We start from the raw sequence: 16,150 nt of genomic DNA, 5'->3' as shown, positions 1-16,150 counted from the left end.
GTGCCGGTGGTCCGAACCGGCGCTGCACAAGGTCAGCCGGACGCACTGCGGCGGGATCGGCAATCGTCGTCTTGCGGGCCCTGCCGCGGGTCGCTCCGGATAGGCCGAGTTCGGCCATTAGCCGCTCGACGGTACAGCGGGCCACCGCAATCCCCTCACAGTTAAGCGTCAACCACACCTTGCGGGCACCGTAGACCCCGTAGTTGGCGGCATGAACCCGCGCGATCTCAGGCTTGAGGGCCTCGTCACGGCTCTGGCGGCGGCTGGGCTCCCGCTTGACCTGGTCGTAATAGGTCGATGGGGCGATCGGCACACCCAGCTCGGTCAACTGTGCGCAGATCGACTCTACACCCCACCGCAGACCATCGGGGCCGTCGCCGTGGCCCCGACGGTCTGCGATAAACCGGGTGATTAGTGTTGTGGCCGGTCGAGCTCGGCCGCGAAGAAAGCCGACGCGGTCTTCAAAATAGCGTTAGCCCTTCGCAATTCGGCGTTCTCACGCCGCAAGCGCTTCAGCTCAGCCGATTCGTCGGTTGTGATTCCGGGCCGCGAGCTGACATCAACCTGGCCCTGGCGCACCCACTTGCGCACCGTCTCCGCGCAGCCGACCCCGAGCAGCCGGGCAACCTCACTGATCGCTGCCCACTCCGAATCGTGCTGATCGCTGATCTCTGCAACCATCCGAACCGCGCGCTCGCGCAGCTCCGGCGGATAACTTCTCGACGAACCACCTGACATGACCCCAACCCTTCCCAAGAAGTGGAGTCTCCGGACATGCCGGGGCGGTTCACTGAGGCATTCGCCCTATGCGTCTCACAACTTTAGTTCTGAGACTGCACCGCTCGACACAATCGGCTCTCACAGCCCCCGGCCTGTGAGCCAACTGTCGATTCTTTCGGCGACCGCCTGCCATCCGGGCTCAAGCATCATGTCGTGGGCCATGTCCGGGAAGATCTCGGCCTCAGCGCCGTATACCGCAGCGGTGCGGTGAATTTGGCGCTGTGGGAAGAGGATGTCGTGCTCGGCTCCCAATACCAGCATCGGGACCCGGTTGACTTGCCGAGTCTTGACCAGATCGAGGGCGAGCATGTCAAGGAAGGCCCGGTAGGACTCGTCTTGGAGTCGCTGCTGATACGCGTTGACCTGCTCATCCGGCATAGACGCGGAGAAGAATAGGTCTCGCGAGAGCTCCGGGGTGGCAACCAGCGGGGCCAGCTTCAACAAGGCGTTGAGTTTGACGAATGTCACAGGGTAGTGGCGCGCGATGTACAGGGTCACCCGAAGTACGCCGGTAGGCGGAGCGGCTGCGACGAGAATGGCCCCGGCAGTGGCGTGGCGTTCCAGGTATTTCTGAACTACGAAGCCACCCATCGAATGCCCGACCAGAACTGGCTGAGTCGGTAGTTGCGCCACCGTCTCGGCGACATCGTCCGCGTATTCCTGAATTCGTGTCCAACGCAGACGCTCCCCGCCGGGGCTCTTTCCGTGGCCGCGCAGGCTCACCGCGATGGCGCGGTATCCGCGAGCCGCGAAGAAATCCAGGAAATGCTCATCCCAGCACCACGCTGCATGCAATATACCGTGGACAAACAGCAGCGGTACCGGGTGCTCGTCGGTGCTACGGCCCTTGTCAATCACTTCGAGCATGGAGGCTCCTTCTGGGCTAGTCATCCCTGCGTTGCTGGCCGGAGAGAAGCGTAGGGGGCCGCTGGTTTCAGCAGGGCTGAATCTCCCGCCTCACACAGGGCTCATAGAAATTCGTGTCCGACTTGGCCTGGGGTGTGGGGTCGGCAGCGCCCTGGCTCAGAATCTGAAAGGTTCGGCACGGTTGGAAACCCGCAGCTTTGAGGCGATATCTGAGAAACCGAGAACGTTAGTTCTGAGACCGCGCCAGACGATGGGTCCAACCAGGTTTCGACGTTCGGACGTGCAGCTTCGCAAACCAGTCGTTGATCACCCACCCGCACGTGGCGGCATCGTTGCTGGTGCAGGCGGGGTCTCGAACAACACTGGATCGGCCACGGTGACGCCGGGCGGCACACCGTATCGGGCCGTTGAAATTCGTGTGATCCAGTGCGAAGTCGGCGCAAACGACCGAACTGCCCCGACGGGATCACAAACGGCGGAGAATCGTGGTGCTGGCTTACTTCTTGGAAGGGCGCGTTATGACGTGGAACGTGAAGGGGACATACCTCGAGACGTGCTCCTGCGAGTTTTTTTGCCCATGCAACTTTTCTTTCGCGCACGGCGCCGATTACGACCGCTGCCGCGTCACCCTCGTTTTTAATGTGACTGAAGGCATTGTCGAGGGAACCGACGTAAGCGGCCTCGTTGTGGCGGTTATCGCCGACACGCCGAAGGTCATGGCCGAGGGCAACTGGCGGCTCGGTGTGTTCGTCGACGACAAGGCGTCGGACGTGCAGGCCGAGAAGTTGCTGGGGGTTTTCAGCGGGCAACTCGGCGGACCGATGGCCGCATTGGGGCCGCTGATCGGTGAGAATCTGGGTGTCCAGCGTGTGCCGATCGAAGTCCAAGAGGACGGCCTGCGCCACAGTGTGAGGATCGGCGACGCGGTCGATTTCGAGATCGAGGACGTTGTACCGTTCGGCGTCGAGACAGGCGAGCCCGTGCGAATCGTGGGGATGTTCCATCCTGTAGGCTCGGAATTCCACGTAGCCGAGGCGAAGCGGACGAAGATCAACGGGTTCGGCATTGAGTACCAGGGCAAGTCAGCCTTGTCGGCACCGTCGTTCTCGTGGGCCGCTTGAACATAATGGTGGCCTCGGCCCATCAGGCTGCCGACGGCGGTGGGCTCCGGCCGGCGTTCGCGGCAGCGCGCAGCCGGCTTGGGCTGATCGCGCTGCTGTTCGCGCTCGCCGCGGCCGGCTGGTGGTGGACGGTCGACCGCATGCGCGGCATGGACGAAGGGCCGGGCACCGACCTCGGAACCTTGGGCTGGTTTCTCGGCGTCTGGATCGTCATGATGGCCGCGATGATGCTGCCGTCGGTTTCGCCGACAGTCGCTCTGTATTCACGCATGACGAAACGGCGGTCTCCGGTTGCCCCGCTCGTTTTCGTGTCCGGTTATCTGCTGACTTGGGCGGGAGCCGGGCTGGTCGCTTTCGCTGTTTCTGAAGCCGGTGGTCGCGTTTTTGGCGATGTGCTGTCCTGGGATCGCGCCGGCCGATGGGTGGCGGGCGGAACCCTTGTGGTTGCTGCCGCTTACGAACTGACGCCGCTGAAGACGGTCTGCCTCAGGCATTGCCGCAGCCCGCTCGGCTTCCTGCTCGGCTCCTGGCGTGATGGCTTGTCTGGAGCGTTGGTAATGGGGGCAAAACATGGCGCCTGGTGTCTGGGGTGCTGCTGGGCGCTCATGGCATCGCTCTTTGCACTCGGGGTGATGAGCATCGTCTGGATGGCGTTCGTTGCAGGGCTGATCGCCGCGGAGAAGACGCTTCCGTGGGGCCGCGCGGTCACGTATGGCACTGCCGCAATCCTGGTGGGGCTTGGCGTCTTCCTCGTCGCGGTTCCCGACGCGATACCGGGCCTGACGATCCCGCGCGAGGGCTTGGCGAGTAAGGTCCTGCGCCCATGTGACTGTGGGCGGCGGTGACGGGCCGGCAAGCCAGTAAGTAGTCAGCCAACAGGCGACAGGGATTGAGCGAGCCACACCCAATCACCGCCTCGAAGAGCATGGCTGCAGACCACACCCTCCTGGCCAACATTCAACAAGTTGGGATTGAACTAGTGGCACACCGCTAATTGCGCACGCGTTCGGTCAACTCGTGGCGGTCATCCAGCAGCGCATCAGCCACCTCTATCGACGGCAGCGGCCCACCCCGCTCCCGGGCCGCCTGGCGAGCTCGGCGGCCGCGTTCATCGGCGGCTCGGGGGTGACGGCCTCGACGGGTTTCCCGTCGCCGCTAATACGCCGGTTCTGATTCCCACCACGGGGGCAGAACCGGTTGCGGTGTACGGGGTTACCAGTTCGGGCACGGCCACAGTCAGCTATGCATTCCCTGGCTGATTGAAGCTACCTCGGCGCGGGCTGCGGCGAGGGGTGGGTTTCTCACGATTCACGGCCCCGAGCATCCAGCCCGCGCCGGGGTCACACACTAAGAGGAGATTGGCCAGATGGCCGACGAGCATGACCAAGTCGTCACCGCACCGTCGCGAAGAACGTCCGCACGTCGTCGACGAACAGCTCGGGTTGTTCGAAGGCGGCGAAGTGGCCGCCGCGCGGCATCTGTGTCCAGTGAGTGATGTTGTAATTGGCCTCGGCCCAGTGGCGCGGTGCCAAGGCGATCTCCTTTGGGAATTGAGCGACGCCGGTGGGCACCTCGACGCGAGCGAGCCCGCCGAAGACTCTGAAGCTCTCCCAGTACATCCGCGCCGACGACGCGGCCGACGCGGTGACCCAGTACATCATCACGTTGTCGAGGAGTTCGTCCCTGGTCAGCACGTTCTCGGGGTGGCCGTCGCAGTCCATCCATGACCAGAACTTCTCGACGATCCACGCGAGTTGGCCGACCGGCGAGTCGACGAGGCCGTAGCCGAGGGTTTGCGGTCGTGTCGACTGCTGCTTCGAGTAACCCGAGTCCCACTCTTCGTAGTGCGCCCAAGCGGCGAGTGCCCGCTGCTCCTCGGCGCTCGGATTGTCCAGTCCTTCGGCGGGAGGCAACGCGATTGGCATGTTCACGTGTATGGCAATGCAGTGCCCGAGGTTGTGTCCGATCGCGGTGGTGACCGCGGCGCCCCAGTCGCCGCCCTGCGCGCCATAACGGTCATAGCCGAGCCGGGTCATCAGCGTTTCCCACGCGTCGGCGACCTTGCCGACGTCCCAGCCCGTGCTCGTCGGCTTGCCGGAAAACCCGTAGCCCGGCAATGACGGGCACACGACGTGGAACGCGTCATCCGCTTGGCCGCCGTGCGCGGTCGGATCGGTGAGCGGCTCGATCACCTTGTGGAACTCGACGATTGAGCCCGGCCAGCCGTGGGTGATGATCAGCGGGAGGGCGTGGGCGTGTGGCGATCGCTGGTGGATGAAATGAATATCCAGCCCGTCGATTTCAGTCATGAACTGGTCGAAGCGATTGAGCGCCGCCTCCCTGGCGCGCCAGTCGTAAACATCGGCCCAGTAGCCGGCCAGCTCGCGGGTGTAGGCCAACGGGATGCCCTGACTCCAGTCGTTGACGCACTCACGCTCCGGCCATCGAGTGCGGTGCAGGCGGTCACGTAGGTCGACGAGATCGTCGTCCGGGACAGCAATCCGGAATGGTTCAACAGTGAGCATGGCTCATTATGGTCTGCCGCCTTCAGGATGACGGGAGCTGTCCTAACGGCCACACGATCTTGGGTGCCTCGAATGCGGCGCGGTGGTCTACGCGCCGCCGCCACGTGTCGACTGCAGCATCCTCGCCGGCCCGGCCCGCGGTGCGCTAGGCGTTCATCCAGCAGCGCATCCGCCACGGGCTACCGAAGGCAGTGGCCCACCCAGCTCCCAGCCGCACGGCGAAGAGCCGCCACCAATTGCAGGGCACCTGAGAAGATGCTCCAGCGATGCTGACCCGAAACGGAGGACGCGGCGATGCTCGAAGTGATTGATAAAGGCCACTGCACAGAGGAGCACCGTGCGCCGCTGCTGTTCGTTCACGGAGTCGGACACGGAGCGTGGTGCTGGGACGAACACTTTCTCGACTATTTTGCCGATAAGGGTTACCGGGCGTTGGCGCTGAGCCTTCGCGGTCACGGGAACAGCCCTAGCTCCAAGCCGCTGCGATCTTGTTCGTTGGCCGACTATGTCGATGATGTGGGCTCAGTTGCCGACAGCCTGCCGGCTCGGCCTGTGGTTATCGGGCACTCCCTGGGCGGCTTCGTCGTGCAGAAGTACCTGGAGGGACACGACGCCCCGGCTGGCGTGTTGATGGGGTCGTTTCCGGCAGGCGGCAGTCTCGGACTATCACTGCGCCGGATGAAATCCCACCCCTGGCTATTCGCGAAGACCGCGCTGACGGGCAAGATGTTGCCTGCCCTCAATACACCCGAGCTTGCGCGTGAAGCTTTCTTTTCCGCAAAGACTCCGGAATTGAACGCGGTGCGCTGTCTCGAACGGTTGCAGGAAGAGAGTCCAAAAGCTCTGGCTGAAACGATGTTTCGCCGGACACGACCGGAACTGATTGATGCCCCTCTGCTCGTATTAGGTGCGGAGTGTGACTTTGGCGTCGCACCCAAACAAGTGCGCGCAACGGCACGTGCATATCGCACTGAGGCCGAGTTCTTCCCCGACATGGGCCACAACATGATGCTTGAGCCTGGATGGCAGGCAGTCGCCGAAAGAATCGACGGCTGGCTCACAGCCCGGGCCACTAGGTTTCCGCGCCGCAGCCTTCGAAAAGCACAGTGCGGTGGGCGGATCGCAAAAGTCTGGCGCGCCAACGAGCCGCGCGAGAGGACCAATAGGGGCATAAACGTCTCTGGGATGCTGATGTTGGGATCGGTAGTAACGCGGGCGGTGTGCGCTTGACACGACGACGCCCGGCGAGATCACCGGCGACGAGATGATCCACTACACCACGAATCGGCCGCCGGCCACAGCCGATCGGCCACGCCGTAGAACCACCCGACCAAAAGCGGCTCTTGATCTGAAGGCGCCGCCAGTACGCAGCCAGTACGCAGCAGAATTAACGACAGCTCTCATTAACCAACGTTCCCAACGCTTTGACCAGCTGATTTCGCACGCGGCCAACGCAGCTAACAGATACAAACGCGCAGAACGAAGTTCGCGCTCTACTACGACGTATGACCCTGGCCGTCAGTCGATAGGAAAACCCAGCGATGCAACGAGCGCCTTGGTGCGTAACCGAAGCGCGGCCCCGAGGATGGAGCCGCGCTGGTTGTACAGCAACCGGTGGCGCCAGCGGCGGGGCTCGACCTGCGCGAGCAACACGGTGACGTGGCGGCCTTTTTCGATCTCTTCTCGCACGAAATCGAGTGTGGGCGCGACCAGGCTACGGTGTGGGCTGTCCAACACTTTGAGCTCCAACCCCGGGTCCCAATCTTCCCACTGCTGGCGCAGCCGCCGAGTCGAGTCCGGGTCGATATCGACTGTAACCGGCACGACTTCGGGGCCGATCCGCATCGCGACCTGCAACGCGCGCTGGGCCACCGAGCTGACCGCGACGATTGGGACAATGACCAGGGCCTTCGCGTCGATACCCGGCACCGGTTTAGCGGGTACCTGCCCCAGCCCCAATTGCTCGCCGGCGCGCTGGTAATAGCGCTCGATTCCGTTGAAGAGCGCGACCAGCCCGGGTACCAGGAACACGAGCAGCCAGGCGCCTTCGGTGAATTTGCTTGCTAGCAAAACGATCCCGGCCACAGCGGTAAGCACCGCTCCGCTGCCGTTCAGCAGGACCTTACCCAGCCACCCGCGCCCGCGTTCCTTGCGCCAGTGCAACACCAGACCGGTTTGGCTGATGGTGAACCCGATGAACACCCCGATCGCGAATACCGGCAAGAGTCGCTGGGTGTCGGCATCGACGATGAGCAAAACCACAGCGGCGAGGAACGCCAATGTCGAGACACCGTATCGGAACACCGGTTTCTCTGCCCGTAGCGCGAACATATGCGGCAAGCGGTGATCCTTGGCCAGCAGCTGCATCAGCACCGGTAGGCCGCCAAAGCTGGTATTGGCCGCGAAGGCCAGCACCAGGGTCACAGTCAAGTTGACGACGTAAAACACCCAGCCGGTCCCGAACGCGCCCGCCGAGAGCTGTGCCAGCACGGTGACGTTGCCGCGGGGCACGACATGGTGGTGTCGGATTTGCGTGGCCAGACCCAAAAGCATGGCCCCGAGCAAGACCCCCAGCGCGACCTCGCAGTGCTGGGCGCGCTTCACCGCGGGCGAGCGGAACGCGGGCACCGCGTTGGCAATCGCCTCCACCCCGGTCAGCGAGGAGCAGCCGGCCGAAAAGGCCTTGAGAATCACCACCACTCCGAGTGCCTCGGTCGCGTGGATCGGGCCGAGATCATCGCCGATCACGGCCACCGGATGTGGTTCGAGGAAGGCGCCGACGATGACGGCGAAGATCCCAACGATGAACACCAGGGTCGGGAGCATCAACACTTTGGCCGACTCGGCAATGCCGATCAGATTGATCACGGTGAGCACGACGAGGCCCGCCATTGTCACCGCGAGCAAGTGATGCGCCAGGGGTGGAAACACGCTCCCCAGGCTGGCTGCCCCCGCCGCCAAGCTCACCGCCACAGTCAACACGTAGTCGACGACCAGACTCGCCGCGGCCAGCAGACTTGCCCATCGGCCCAAGTCCTTCTTTGCCACCGCGTACGCCCCGCCACCGTCGGGGTGTGCGGCGATCACCTGCCGGTAGGACACCACCAGCACCAGCAGCAGCACGGCGATCGCCAGCGAGATCGGCACGGTCCAGTCCACGGCGGCAGCGCCCGCTGCGACCAAACCGAGCACGATCGCTTCCGGGCCGTACGCGACGCTGGACAAGGCGTCTAGCGACATCGCGGCAAGACCACCGACGGCGGTCAGCCGGTGCGATTCGCCACGGTGATGTCGGCGGAGGCGACGATCGGGGATCCGATGGACCGGCACGGTCCGGTCTAGGGTTTCGACCACGGTCTGATTTAATACCGCGAGCGCGCGGTCCGCAGCGTTTATGCCCGCGCAGATCGCTCGGATGACGGTCAAGTGAGCAGGCGCCAACGTGCGCGTGTACATGGCCGGTCGCCCAAGTGAAATCAGATGTGCTGAAACAACTCTCGTGCCAACCAGCTGTCAGGCTCAGTCGATCAGCGACGGTGTGCCCAGAACGACTGCGAGGGCGGGCCGCTCGGCGTCTTCCGTGTCGGGTTCGGCGGTGTAGATCATCATGCGCAGGTCGTCGGCGGCCACGATGAGCGTGTCGCAGTCCACCGTGATGGGCCCGACGTCGGGGTGGTCGATGACCTTGCGGCGCCCGAAGTCCGGGTGCGGCTCGAGGGCACCTGATTCCCAGAGCTTTGAGCGGCGGTCAGACACAGGTCGGCGACCAACGCGGCCTCGAATTCGGCTTTCTGCTCGCGGGTGTGGACGGCGCGACTGCCCGGACCGACAGGGTGCCGCCAAACGCTGTTACGTTCGATTCCCCGCCAACTCGTCGTGGGGCCCATCAGCGCGTCGTACGGCGCGTTGGCGACCGGGAGGGTCCCCGGCCAGCTCTTCTCGGCGCAGCCCCGCCGCGCGACGGCGTCCTCCGACCGGGACGCCGACCGTGAGGTGAAACCGTTCGCGAATGACCCGGCACGTGAGGCACGGCTGTGGGCCGCTACGGCCGAACTGCTGGACTCCGCCACGTAGGGCTCAAGCTTGCACCTGCCGGACGATCGCCTTCTTGTCGACCTTGCCGACAGCGGTTGTCGGCAACGAGGTCATCCCGGTCAGCACATCCGGCCGAGCATGCTTGGCCACTCCACGTTGATCGAGATAGTCGTTCAACTCCGTCAGAGTCACCGGGTTGCCCACGAAAACAACTGCTGCGCATACCTTTTCGCCTAGATAAGGATCCGGCAGCGCTACCGCCGCTGCTGACGAGATCGCCGGGTGCGCACACAGGTGTTCTTCGAGGTCGCCCGCGGCGATGGTCTCGCCGCCGCGGTGGATGACGTCTTTCACCCGGCCGGTGACCTCTAGGTAGCCGTCGGCGTGTTGGCGGACCAGGTCGCCGCTGCGGTAGAAGCCGTCCGGGTCAAAGCAGCGCGCGTTGTCGCTCTCGGCGCAGAAGTACCCGTTGAACGTGTACGGACCCCGCGCCAGCAGTTCCCCCTCGGCGCCGGGAACTACCGGCCGGCCGGCGTCGTCAACGATCCGCAGTTCGTCGTCGGCAGACAGCGGCCGGCCCTGAGTCCGGTCGACCACTTCCGGCGGATCGCCGGGTCGGGTGTAGCACAACAGCCCTTCGGCCATGCCGAACACCTGCTGCAGGCCGGGCGTCAGTGTCTCGCGGATCCGCCGGGCGTCCTCGGTCTCGAGCTTCGCGCCGCCAACTTGCAACAGCCGCAACGATGTTGGCGTCACCGGCTCCCAGTCGGTGGCCTGCGCCCACAGGTTAGCCAGCGCCGGAACCAGCGCGGTGACGGTGACACCGTGGCGCGCGATGGCGTCGAACGCCGACTCCGGGCTGGGGTCGGTGGTGAACACCGTGCTAGCGCCGACCGTCATGGCGCCGAGCAGACCGGGGCAGGCCAACGGGAAGTTATGGGCGGCCGGCAACGTCACCAGGTACACGTCGTCACCGGTCAGGCCGCAGACCTCGGCGCTGGCGGTGGCGTTGTAGACATAGTCGTCATGGGTGCGGGGGATGAGCTTGGGTGTGCCGGTGGTACCGCCGGAGACCAGCAGCAGTGCCGGTGACGCGGGATCGGCGTTGCTCGGTGAGGGCCGCTGGCCACGGTGCGCGCACACCTGCGACCACGACACGAACGGTCCGGGGTCGCCGTCGACAATGACATGGCGCAGCTCGGAACGATCCTGGGCCAGTCCCTGCGCCATCGGGCGGTAGTCGAATCCGCTTGCGGTATCGGGGATTAGCAGAGCCTTGGCCTCGCTGACGGCCGCGAAGTGGCCCAACTCGGCGGCGCGGTGGCCGGGCAGGCACATCACCGGGATCGCGCCGGCGCGCAGCAACGCGAACAACGCCACCGCGAATTCGCGACCGTTGGGCAGTTGCAGCAATACCCGATCGCCGCAGGCGATCCCCAGCTCCGTCAGCCCGGCCGCCGCACGTTCGGCGCGCTCGTTGAGCTCGGCGTAGCTGAGGCGCTGTGGTTGGTGGGGCGTTCCGCTGGCGTCGAGCACCGCGGCACGATCCGGCCACCGTCGCGCGCCTTCGGACAGGATCGAGTCCACGGTCCGGCCGGTCCAGTAACTGGCGGCCCGGTAGCGCGCCGCGCGGTCTGGTGGAAACGGCACAAAACCGTTCGGGCCGCTTTTGGTCCTCAATGACACAAGCCCTCCTCGCTCGGGTGGCGCCAGGGTAAGGTAACCACAAATTAGGGCAGCCTTCGCTAATAAGTGGGGAGGGGTTGTGGTTTCTCTGGCCGTGAGCGCGGAAGCCATCCGCGGCGAGGTCGCCGAATTGCTCGGCGTCGGTATCGAGGCCATCGATCCGGAGGGCAACCTCGTCGGTCAGGGCCTTGATTCGATCCGGATGATGGCGCTGGCCGGGCGCTGGCGGCGCCAGGGCATCGCAGTCGATTTCGCCACGCTGGCCGCCACGCCGACGATCGAGGCCTGGTCTGAGCTGGTGACCACAGGCTCGCCGGCCTACGGCGCCGACCAACCGGCGCCGCCGGCCGACCCGTGCGCCGACGAATCGTCCCACGAAGCCGAGCCCTTTCCGCTCGCCCCGATGCAGCACGCGATGTGGGTTGGCCGCCAGGACAACCAGCGGTTCGGCGGGGTGGCCGGGCACCTCTACGTTGAGTTCGACGGTGGCCCGATCGACCCGGACCGCCTGGGCGCCGCGGCCACCCAGCTGGCGCTACGTCATCCGATGCTGCGGGTGCAGTTTTTGCCCGATGGCACTCAGCGCATCCCCCCAGTCGCCGAATTTCACGCCTTTCCCCTGACCGTTGAGGACCTGCGCCAACAGGCGCCGCATCTCGTCGATGAGCGGCTCGCGACAATTCGTGACGCCAAATCTCACCAGCAGCTCGATGGTGCAGTATTCGAGCTCGCGTTGACGCTGCTACCCGGCGAGCGCTCACGTCTGCACGTCGACCTGGACTTTCAAGCCGCCGACGCGATGAGCTACTGCACTTTGATGGCTGACCTGGGGGCTTTCTACCGGGGTCGCCAACTGCCGGCATTGAGGAACACCTACCGGGAATACCGCGAGGCCATCGTGCAGCAGGAGGCGCTGCCGCAACCGGCCCGTGACGCCGACCGAGAGTGGTGGACGCAGCGCATCCCGCATCTGCCGGATCCGCCATGTCTGCCTACCCAGGCAGGCGTCGGACGCGACCTGCATCTGAGCGCCCGGCGCTGGCATTGGCTGGACTCACAGACCCGCGACGCGCTGTTCTCCCGCGCCCGAGCCCGCGGCATCACCCCGGCGATGGCACTGGCAGGGGCCTTCTCCAATGCACTCGCGCGCTGGTCGGCGTCGTCACGGTTCCTGCTTAACGTCCCGCTGTTCAGTCGCCAGGCCTTGCATCCCGATGTCGACCAGTTGGTTGGCGACTTCACCTCGTCGCTGCTCCTGGACATCGATCTAACGACTGCACCCACTGCGGCGGCGCGGGCACACGTCGTGCAGGACGCCATGCAGACAGCCGCCGCCCACTCCGCATACTCCGGACTCTCTGTGCTGCGCGATCTCAGCCGCCACCGCGGCACCCAGGTGCTGGCACCGGTGGTATTTACCAGCGCCTTGGGACTTGGTGAACTGTTCGGTCACGACGTCACCGAGCAATTCGGCGCGCCAGGCTGGATCATTTCGCAGGGACCACAGGTGCTGCTCGACGCCCAGGTCACCGAGTTCGACGGCGGGGTGCTAGTGAACTGGGATGTGCGCGAGGGGGTTTTTGCTTCCGGCGTTGTCGACGCCATGTTCGCCCATCAGGTCGACGAGCTGCTCAGATTGGCAGCTAGCGATGACGCCTGGGACGCGCCCGGCCCATCCGCACTGCCAGCCGCGCAGCGGGCGGTGCGTGACGCCATCAACAGCCGCGCTGCCGTCCCCAGCGGAGAAGCGCTGCACGACGGGTTCTTCCATCAGGTGGAGCGGCAGCCCGACGCGCCGGCGGTGTTTGCCAGCTCCGGTGACCTCAGCTACCGGCAGCTGCGTGACCAGGCGTTAGCGGTGGCCGCGGCGTTGGGGGCGGCAGGGATACGCGTTGGCGATACGGTCGCGGTGCTGGGCCCGAAATGCGCCGAGCAGTTGCCCGCATTATTAGGCATCTTGGCCGCCGGCGGTGTCTATCTACCGCTCGGCGTCGACCAACCCCGCGATCGTGCGGCACGCATCCTCGAGACGGGCGCGGCCAGAGTGGCAATGGTTTGCGGCGGACTGCAGACGTCTTTGCCGGTGCCCACTCTGACGGTTGCTGAGGCGATTCGCCGAGGCGCCCGGACGGCCGGCCAAACTCGGCCCGAAGCAACCGATCCCGCGGAGTTGGCGTACGTGGTGTTCACGTCGGGCTCTACCGGCGAGCCGAAAGGCGTGGAGACCACGCATGACGCCGCGATGAACACCGTTGAAGTTATCAACCGTCATTTCGAGATCGGCGTAACCGACCGTTGGCTGGCGCTGTCGACGCTGGAATTCGACCTTTCGGTGTTGGACGTCTTCGCCATACTGCGGGCCGGAGGGGCGATCGTGATGGTCGACGAGGGGCAGCGTCGCGATCCCGACGCCTGGGTCCGGCTCATCGACACCCACCGGGTGACGGTGCTGAACTGCGTGCCGGGCTGGCTGGAGATGCTCAGCGAGGTGACAGCGCCTATGCCGGAGCGGCTGTCGTCGTTGCGGGTGGTGATCACTGGCGGCGATTGGGTGCGACCCGAGCTGGTGCGTCGGTTCAAGGTCGCGGTGCCGAACCTGCGGTTCGCGGGGTTGGGCGGCGCCACTGAAACCGCGGTGTACGGCAATATGCTCGAGACCACTGACCCACCAGCGCACTGGACTGCCCTGCCATACGGCCACCCACTGGTGAACATGGCCTGCCGAGTCGTCAACGACATTGGCGATGACTGCCCCGATTGGGTACCCGGTGAGTTGTGGTTCTCTGGGCGCGGCATTGCCCGTGGCTACCGCGGTCGGCCCGACCTCTCCGCCGAGAAGTTCGTCGAGCACGACGGCCGGACGTGGTACCGCACCGGTGACCTGGCCCGCTACTGGCCCGGCGGCACGCTCGAGTTCATCGGCCGTGCCGATCACCGCGTCAAAATCAGCGGCTACCGCGTCGAACTCGGCGAGATCGAGGCCGCGTTGCGGTGCGTGCCGGGCGTGCGGATCGCGGTGGCGGTGCTGCTCCCAGCGTCGGGCGACTCCGACGTGCTGGCCGCGGCGGTTTGCCCGGAGAGCTCCGTCGACGCCGAGCCGACAGCCGCGAGGATTCGGGAGTTTCTCGTTGATCTCGTTCCCGCGCACATGATTCCTCGTCATATCTTGCTGATCCACCATGTTCCCTTTACCGATAACGGCAAGCTCGACCGCAAGGCGGTCACCGCCTTGTTGGTCGAGCATTCTGGAGATTCATCAGCGCATCATGAGGCGCCGCGAACGCTGTTGGAGCAGGCGCTGTGCCAGATCATCGGGGACATCCTGGACCGCAACTCGATGGGGGTGCACGACGACTTCTTCGCTCTGGGTGGCGATTCCGTGCATGCGACTCAGGCCGTCGCTCGCATCCGGGCGTGGCTGGACACCCCCGACGTCATGGTCGCCGACATCTTCGCCGCCCGAACCGTTTCAGAACTTGCCGGCTTGCTCCGCCGTCGGGAACGCCACCACGGGCGCCTCGATCAGGTTGCCGAACTATATCTGGAGGTTATCCACATGGAGGCTGCCCATGTAGTGTCAGCGATCGCTAAATCTGAAACGGTGCAATGACTTTCAATAACCTGGTGACAGCACAAAAGACGTTCGCGCCCTGGATCAAGCTGGTGCCGGGACGCGACGGGGCGAAGCGCGCCGGCGCGACGGTGGTGTTTCCGCACGCCGGGGCAGCCGCCGCGAGCTACCGTGGGTTAGCGACCGCACTGGCCGCGGGCGGCGACACCTACATTCTGCAGTATCCGCAGCGCGCAGAACGGCTGCGCGAACCCGCCCCGGAGACCGTCCATGACCTTGCCCTCGGCTTATTCGAGGCCGGACCTTGGCGTGGGGTTGCGCCGCTTCGGCTTTTCGGGCACAGCATGGGTGCGATTGTTGCCTTTGAGTTCGCCAGGATCGCCGAATCTCGCGACGCCGTCGTCGAGCGGCTGTGGGTGTCCGCCAGTCCGGCGCCCTGCGCGGTTGCCGGCATGCCGGAACTGCCCACCAGCGACGACGGGCTGCTCGCCGATATCGCCGACCTCGGCGGCACAGATCCCGATCTGCTCGCCGACGAAGAGTTCGCCGAACTGATCACCACCGCGGTGCGGGCGGACTACCAAGCGATCAACCGCTATAACTGTGCTCCGGGTATCCGCATTCGCGCTGGCATTTGTGTGCTCGGGGCGCGCGACGACCACCGCGTCGACGCCGCTGCTTTGCTGCTTTGGAAAGACCACACCGTCGGCGCGTTCGAGCTGTCTCTGTACGACGGCGGACATTTCTATCTCGATGAGCACGTCGATGCCGTCGCCGCGCGGGTGAATGCCGATGTCTGACAACAGATTCACCGCCACCGCAGACCCAGTGGTGATCGTCGGCATGGCGGTGGAGGCGCCGGGCGGCATCGACACCGCGGAGGCTTACTGGGAGTTGCTGTCCCACGGCCGCGAGGCGTTGGGGCCGTTTCCCACCGACCGCGGTTGGCGGATTCGCGAGCTGCTGGCAGGGTCACGGCGCAACGGTTTCAAGGAAATCCATGACTGCGGTGGATTCCTCACCGGTGCAACGACGTTCGACCCGGAGTTCTTCGGCATCTCGCCGCGTGAGGCCGTCGCGATGGATCCTCAGCAACGCGTCGCGCTTCGGGTGTCTTGGCGTGCGCTGGAAAATAGCGGCATCAATCCCGACGACCTGGCCGGGCACGAGGTGGGTTGCTTTGTAGGTGCCTCGGCTACCGGATATGGGCCCCAGATGACCGAGTTTTCCCGGCACAGCGGTCATCTGCTCAGCGGTACCGCGCTGAGCGTGATATCCGGACGGATCGCCTACACACTGGGGTTGACCGGCCCGGCGCTCACTGTGGACTCCTCGTGCGCCTCCGCGCTGGCGGCATTTCACGTCGCCGTGCGCTCGGTGCAGAACGGCGACTGCGACCTGGCGCTGGCCGGCGGCGTCAACGTGCTGGGCTCGCCCGGGTTCTTCGTCGAATTCTCCAAACAACATGCGCTCTCCGACGATGGACACTGCCGCCCTTACAGTGCGCAGGCCAGCGGAACGGTCTGGGCCGAAGGGGCCGCAATGTTTGTGCTGCAGCGCAAATC

Annotated in this window: 12 protein-coding genes and 1 pseudogene; 7 read left to right on the top strand and 6 right to left on the bottom strand. The window is 65.1% G+C overall.

The window, feature by feature from the left end; translation table 11 throughout:
- Together VEI45_RS20600 and VEI45_RS20595 are read right to left on the bottom strand one after the other, a co-directional pair.
- A pseudogene (locus VEI45_RS20600) lies at positions 1-738 on the bottom strand (IS3 family transposase); the annotation flags it as partial.
- A 120-nt stretch (positions 739-858) separates the two neighbouring features.
- A complete protein-coding gene (locus VEI45_RS20595) occupies positions 859-1,647 on the bottom strand; it encodes an alpha/beta hydrolase (protein WP_324856382.1) in 789 nt (262 codons plus the stop codon).
- Between the two features lie 488 nt (positions 1,648-2,135).
- Here VEI45_RS20595 and VEI45_RS20590 point away from each other — a divergent pair, with 488 nt between their 5' ends.
- Positions 2,136-2,768 carry a DUF1326 domain-containing protein gene (locus VEI45_RS20590; RefSeq protein WP_324856381.1) on the top strand — a complete coding sequence of 211 codons (633 nt, stop codon included), beginning with the start codon at positions 2,136-2,138 and terminating at the stop codon, positions 2,766-2,768.
- On the top strand, positions 2,756-3,613 hold the full coding sequence (locus VEI45_RS20585; protein ID WP_324856380.1) for a DUF2182 domain-containing protein: 858 nt from the start codon (positions 2,756-2,758) through the stop codon (positions 3,611-3,613). The genes VEI45_RS20590 and VEI45_RS20585 overlap by 13 nt, the downstream gene beginning before the upstream one ends.
- Positions 3,614-4,159: 546 nt before the next feature.
- Here the strand turns inward: VEI45_RS20585 and VEI45_RS20580 are convergent.
- The gene (locus tag VEI45_RS20580) at positions 4,160-5,293 is read right to left on the bottom strand and encodes an epoxide hydrolase (RefSeq protein ID WP_324856379.1); all 1,134 of its coding nucleotides are present in this window, start codon (positions 5,291-5,293) and stop codon (positions 4,160-4,162) included.
- Between the two features lie 294 nt (positions 5,294-5,587).
- On the opposite strand from VEI45_RS20580, the gene VEI45_RS20575 reads away from it, so the two are divergent.
- On the top strand, positions 5,588-6,523 hold the full coding sequence (locus VEI45_RS20575) for an alpha/beta hydrolase (protein WP_324856378.1): 936 nt from the start codon (positions 5,588-5,590) through the stop codon (positions 6,521-6,523).
- A 288-nt stretch (positions 6,524-6,811) separates the two neighbouring features.
- Here VEI45_RS20575 and VEI45_RS20570 read toward each other — a convergent pair whose 3' ends face one another.
- Both VEI45_RS20570 and VEI45_RS20565 read right to left on the bottom strand, forming a co-directional pair.
- The gene (locus tag VEI45_RS20570) at positions 6,812-8,647 is read right to left on the bottom strand and encodes an APC family permease (RefSeq protein ID WP_324856377.1); all 1,836 of its coding nucleotides are present in this window, start codon (positions 8,645-8,647) and stop codon (positions 6,812-6,814) included.
- A gap of 165 nt (positions 8,648-8,812) precedes the next feature.
- Positions 8,813-9,049, bottom strand: coding sequence for a hypothetical protein (locus VEI45_RS20565; protein ID WP_324856376.1), 237 nt, complete (start codon positions 9,047-9,049; stop codon positions 8,813-8,815).
- Positions 9,050-9,169: 120 nt separating this feature from the next.
- On the opposite strand from VEI45_RS20565, the gene VEI45_RS20560 reads away from it, so the two are divergent.
- A complete protein-coding gene (locus VEI45_RS20560) occupies positions 9,170-9,367 on the top strand; it encodes a hypothetical protein (RefSeq protein ID WP_324856375.1) in 198 nt (65 codons plus the stop codon).
- A gap of 3 nt (positions 9,368-9,370) precedes the next feature.
- On the opposite strand, the gene VEI45_RS20555 is transcribed toward VEI45_RS20560, so the two are convergent.
- Positions 9,371-11,014: a (2,3-dihydroxybenzoyl)adenylate synthase gene (locus tag VEI45_RS20555; protein WP_324856374.1), complete on the bottom strand. Its 1,644-nt coding sequence runs from the start codon at positions 11,012-11,014 to the stop codon at positions 9,371-9,373.
- Positions 11,015-11,093: 79 nt separating this feature from the next.
- On the opposite strand from VEI45_RS20555, the gene VEI45_RS20550 reads away from it, so the two are divergent.
- From VEI45_RS20550 to VEI45_RS20540, 3 genes are all read left to right on the top strand, one after another.
- Positions 11,094-14,624 carry an amino acid adenylation domain-containing protein gene (locus VEI45_RS20550; protein WP_324856373.1) on the top strand — a complete coding sequence of 1,177 codons (3,531 nt, stop codon included), beginning with the start codon at positions 11,094-11,096 and terminating at the stop codon, positions 14,622-14,624.
- Positions 14,621-15,385, top strand: coding sequence for a thioesterase II family protein (locus VEI45_RS20545; protein ID WP_324856372.1), 765 nt, complete (start codon positions 14,621-14,623; stop codon positions 15,383-15,385). Before VEI45_RS20550 ends, VEI45_RS20545 begins: the two co-directional genes overlap by 4 nt.
- The coding region (locus VEI45_RS20540) for a polyketide synthase (protein WP_324856371.1) at positions 15,378-16,150 on the top strand (773 nt) is incomplete at its 3' end. The genes VEI45_RS20545 and VEI45_RS20540, both read left to right, overlap by 8 nt.

The organism is Mycobacterium sp., from assembly GCF_035623875.1.
GTDB lineage: Bacteria > Actinomycetota > Actinomycetes > Mycobacteriales > Mycobacteriaceae > Mycobacterium.
Note: the sequence above shows the minus strand (reverse complement) of the source record. Positions and strands in the feature narration are given on the sequence as shown.

Bases quoted from the DNA above. Each gene is read 5' to 3' on its own strand.
- VEI45_RS20595 (WP_324856382.1), bottom strand. From the start codon at position 1,647: ATGCTCGAAGTGATTGACAAGGGCCGTAGCACCGACGAGCACCCGGTA.
- VEI45_RS20580 (WP_324856379.1), bottom strand. From the start codon at position 5,293: ATGCTCACTGTTGAACCATTCCGGATTGCTGTCCCGGACGACGATCTC.
- VEI45_RS20575 (WP_324856378.1), top strand. From the start codon at position 5,588: ATGCTCGAAGTGATTGATAAAGGCCACTGCACAGAGGAGCACCGTGCG.
- VEI45_RS20545 (WP_324856372.1), top strand. From the start codon at position 14,621: ATGACTTTCAATAACCTGGTGACAGCACAAAAGACGTTCGCGCCCTGG.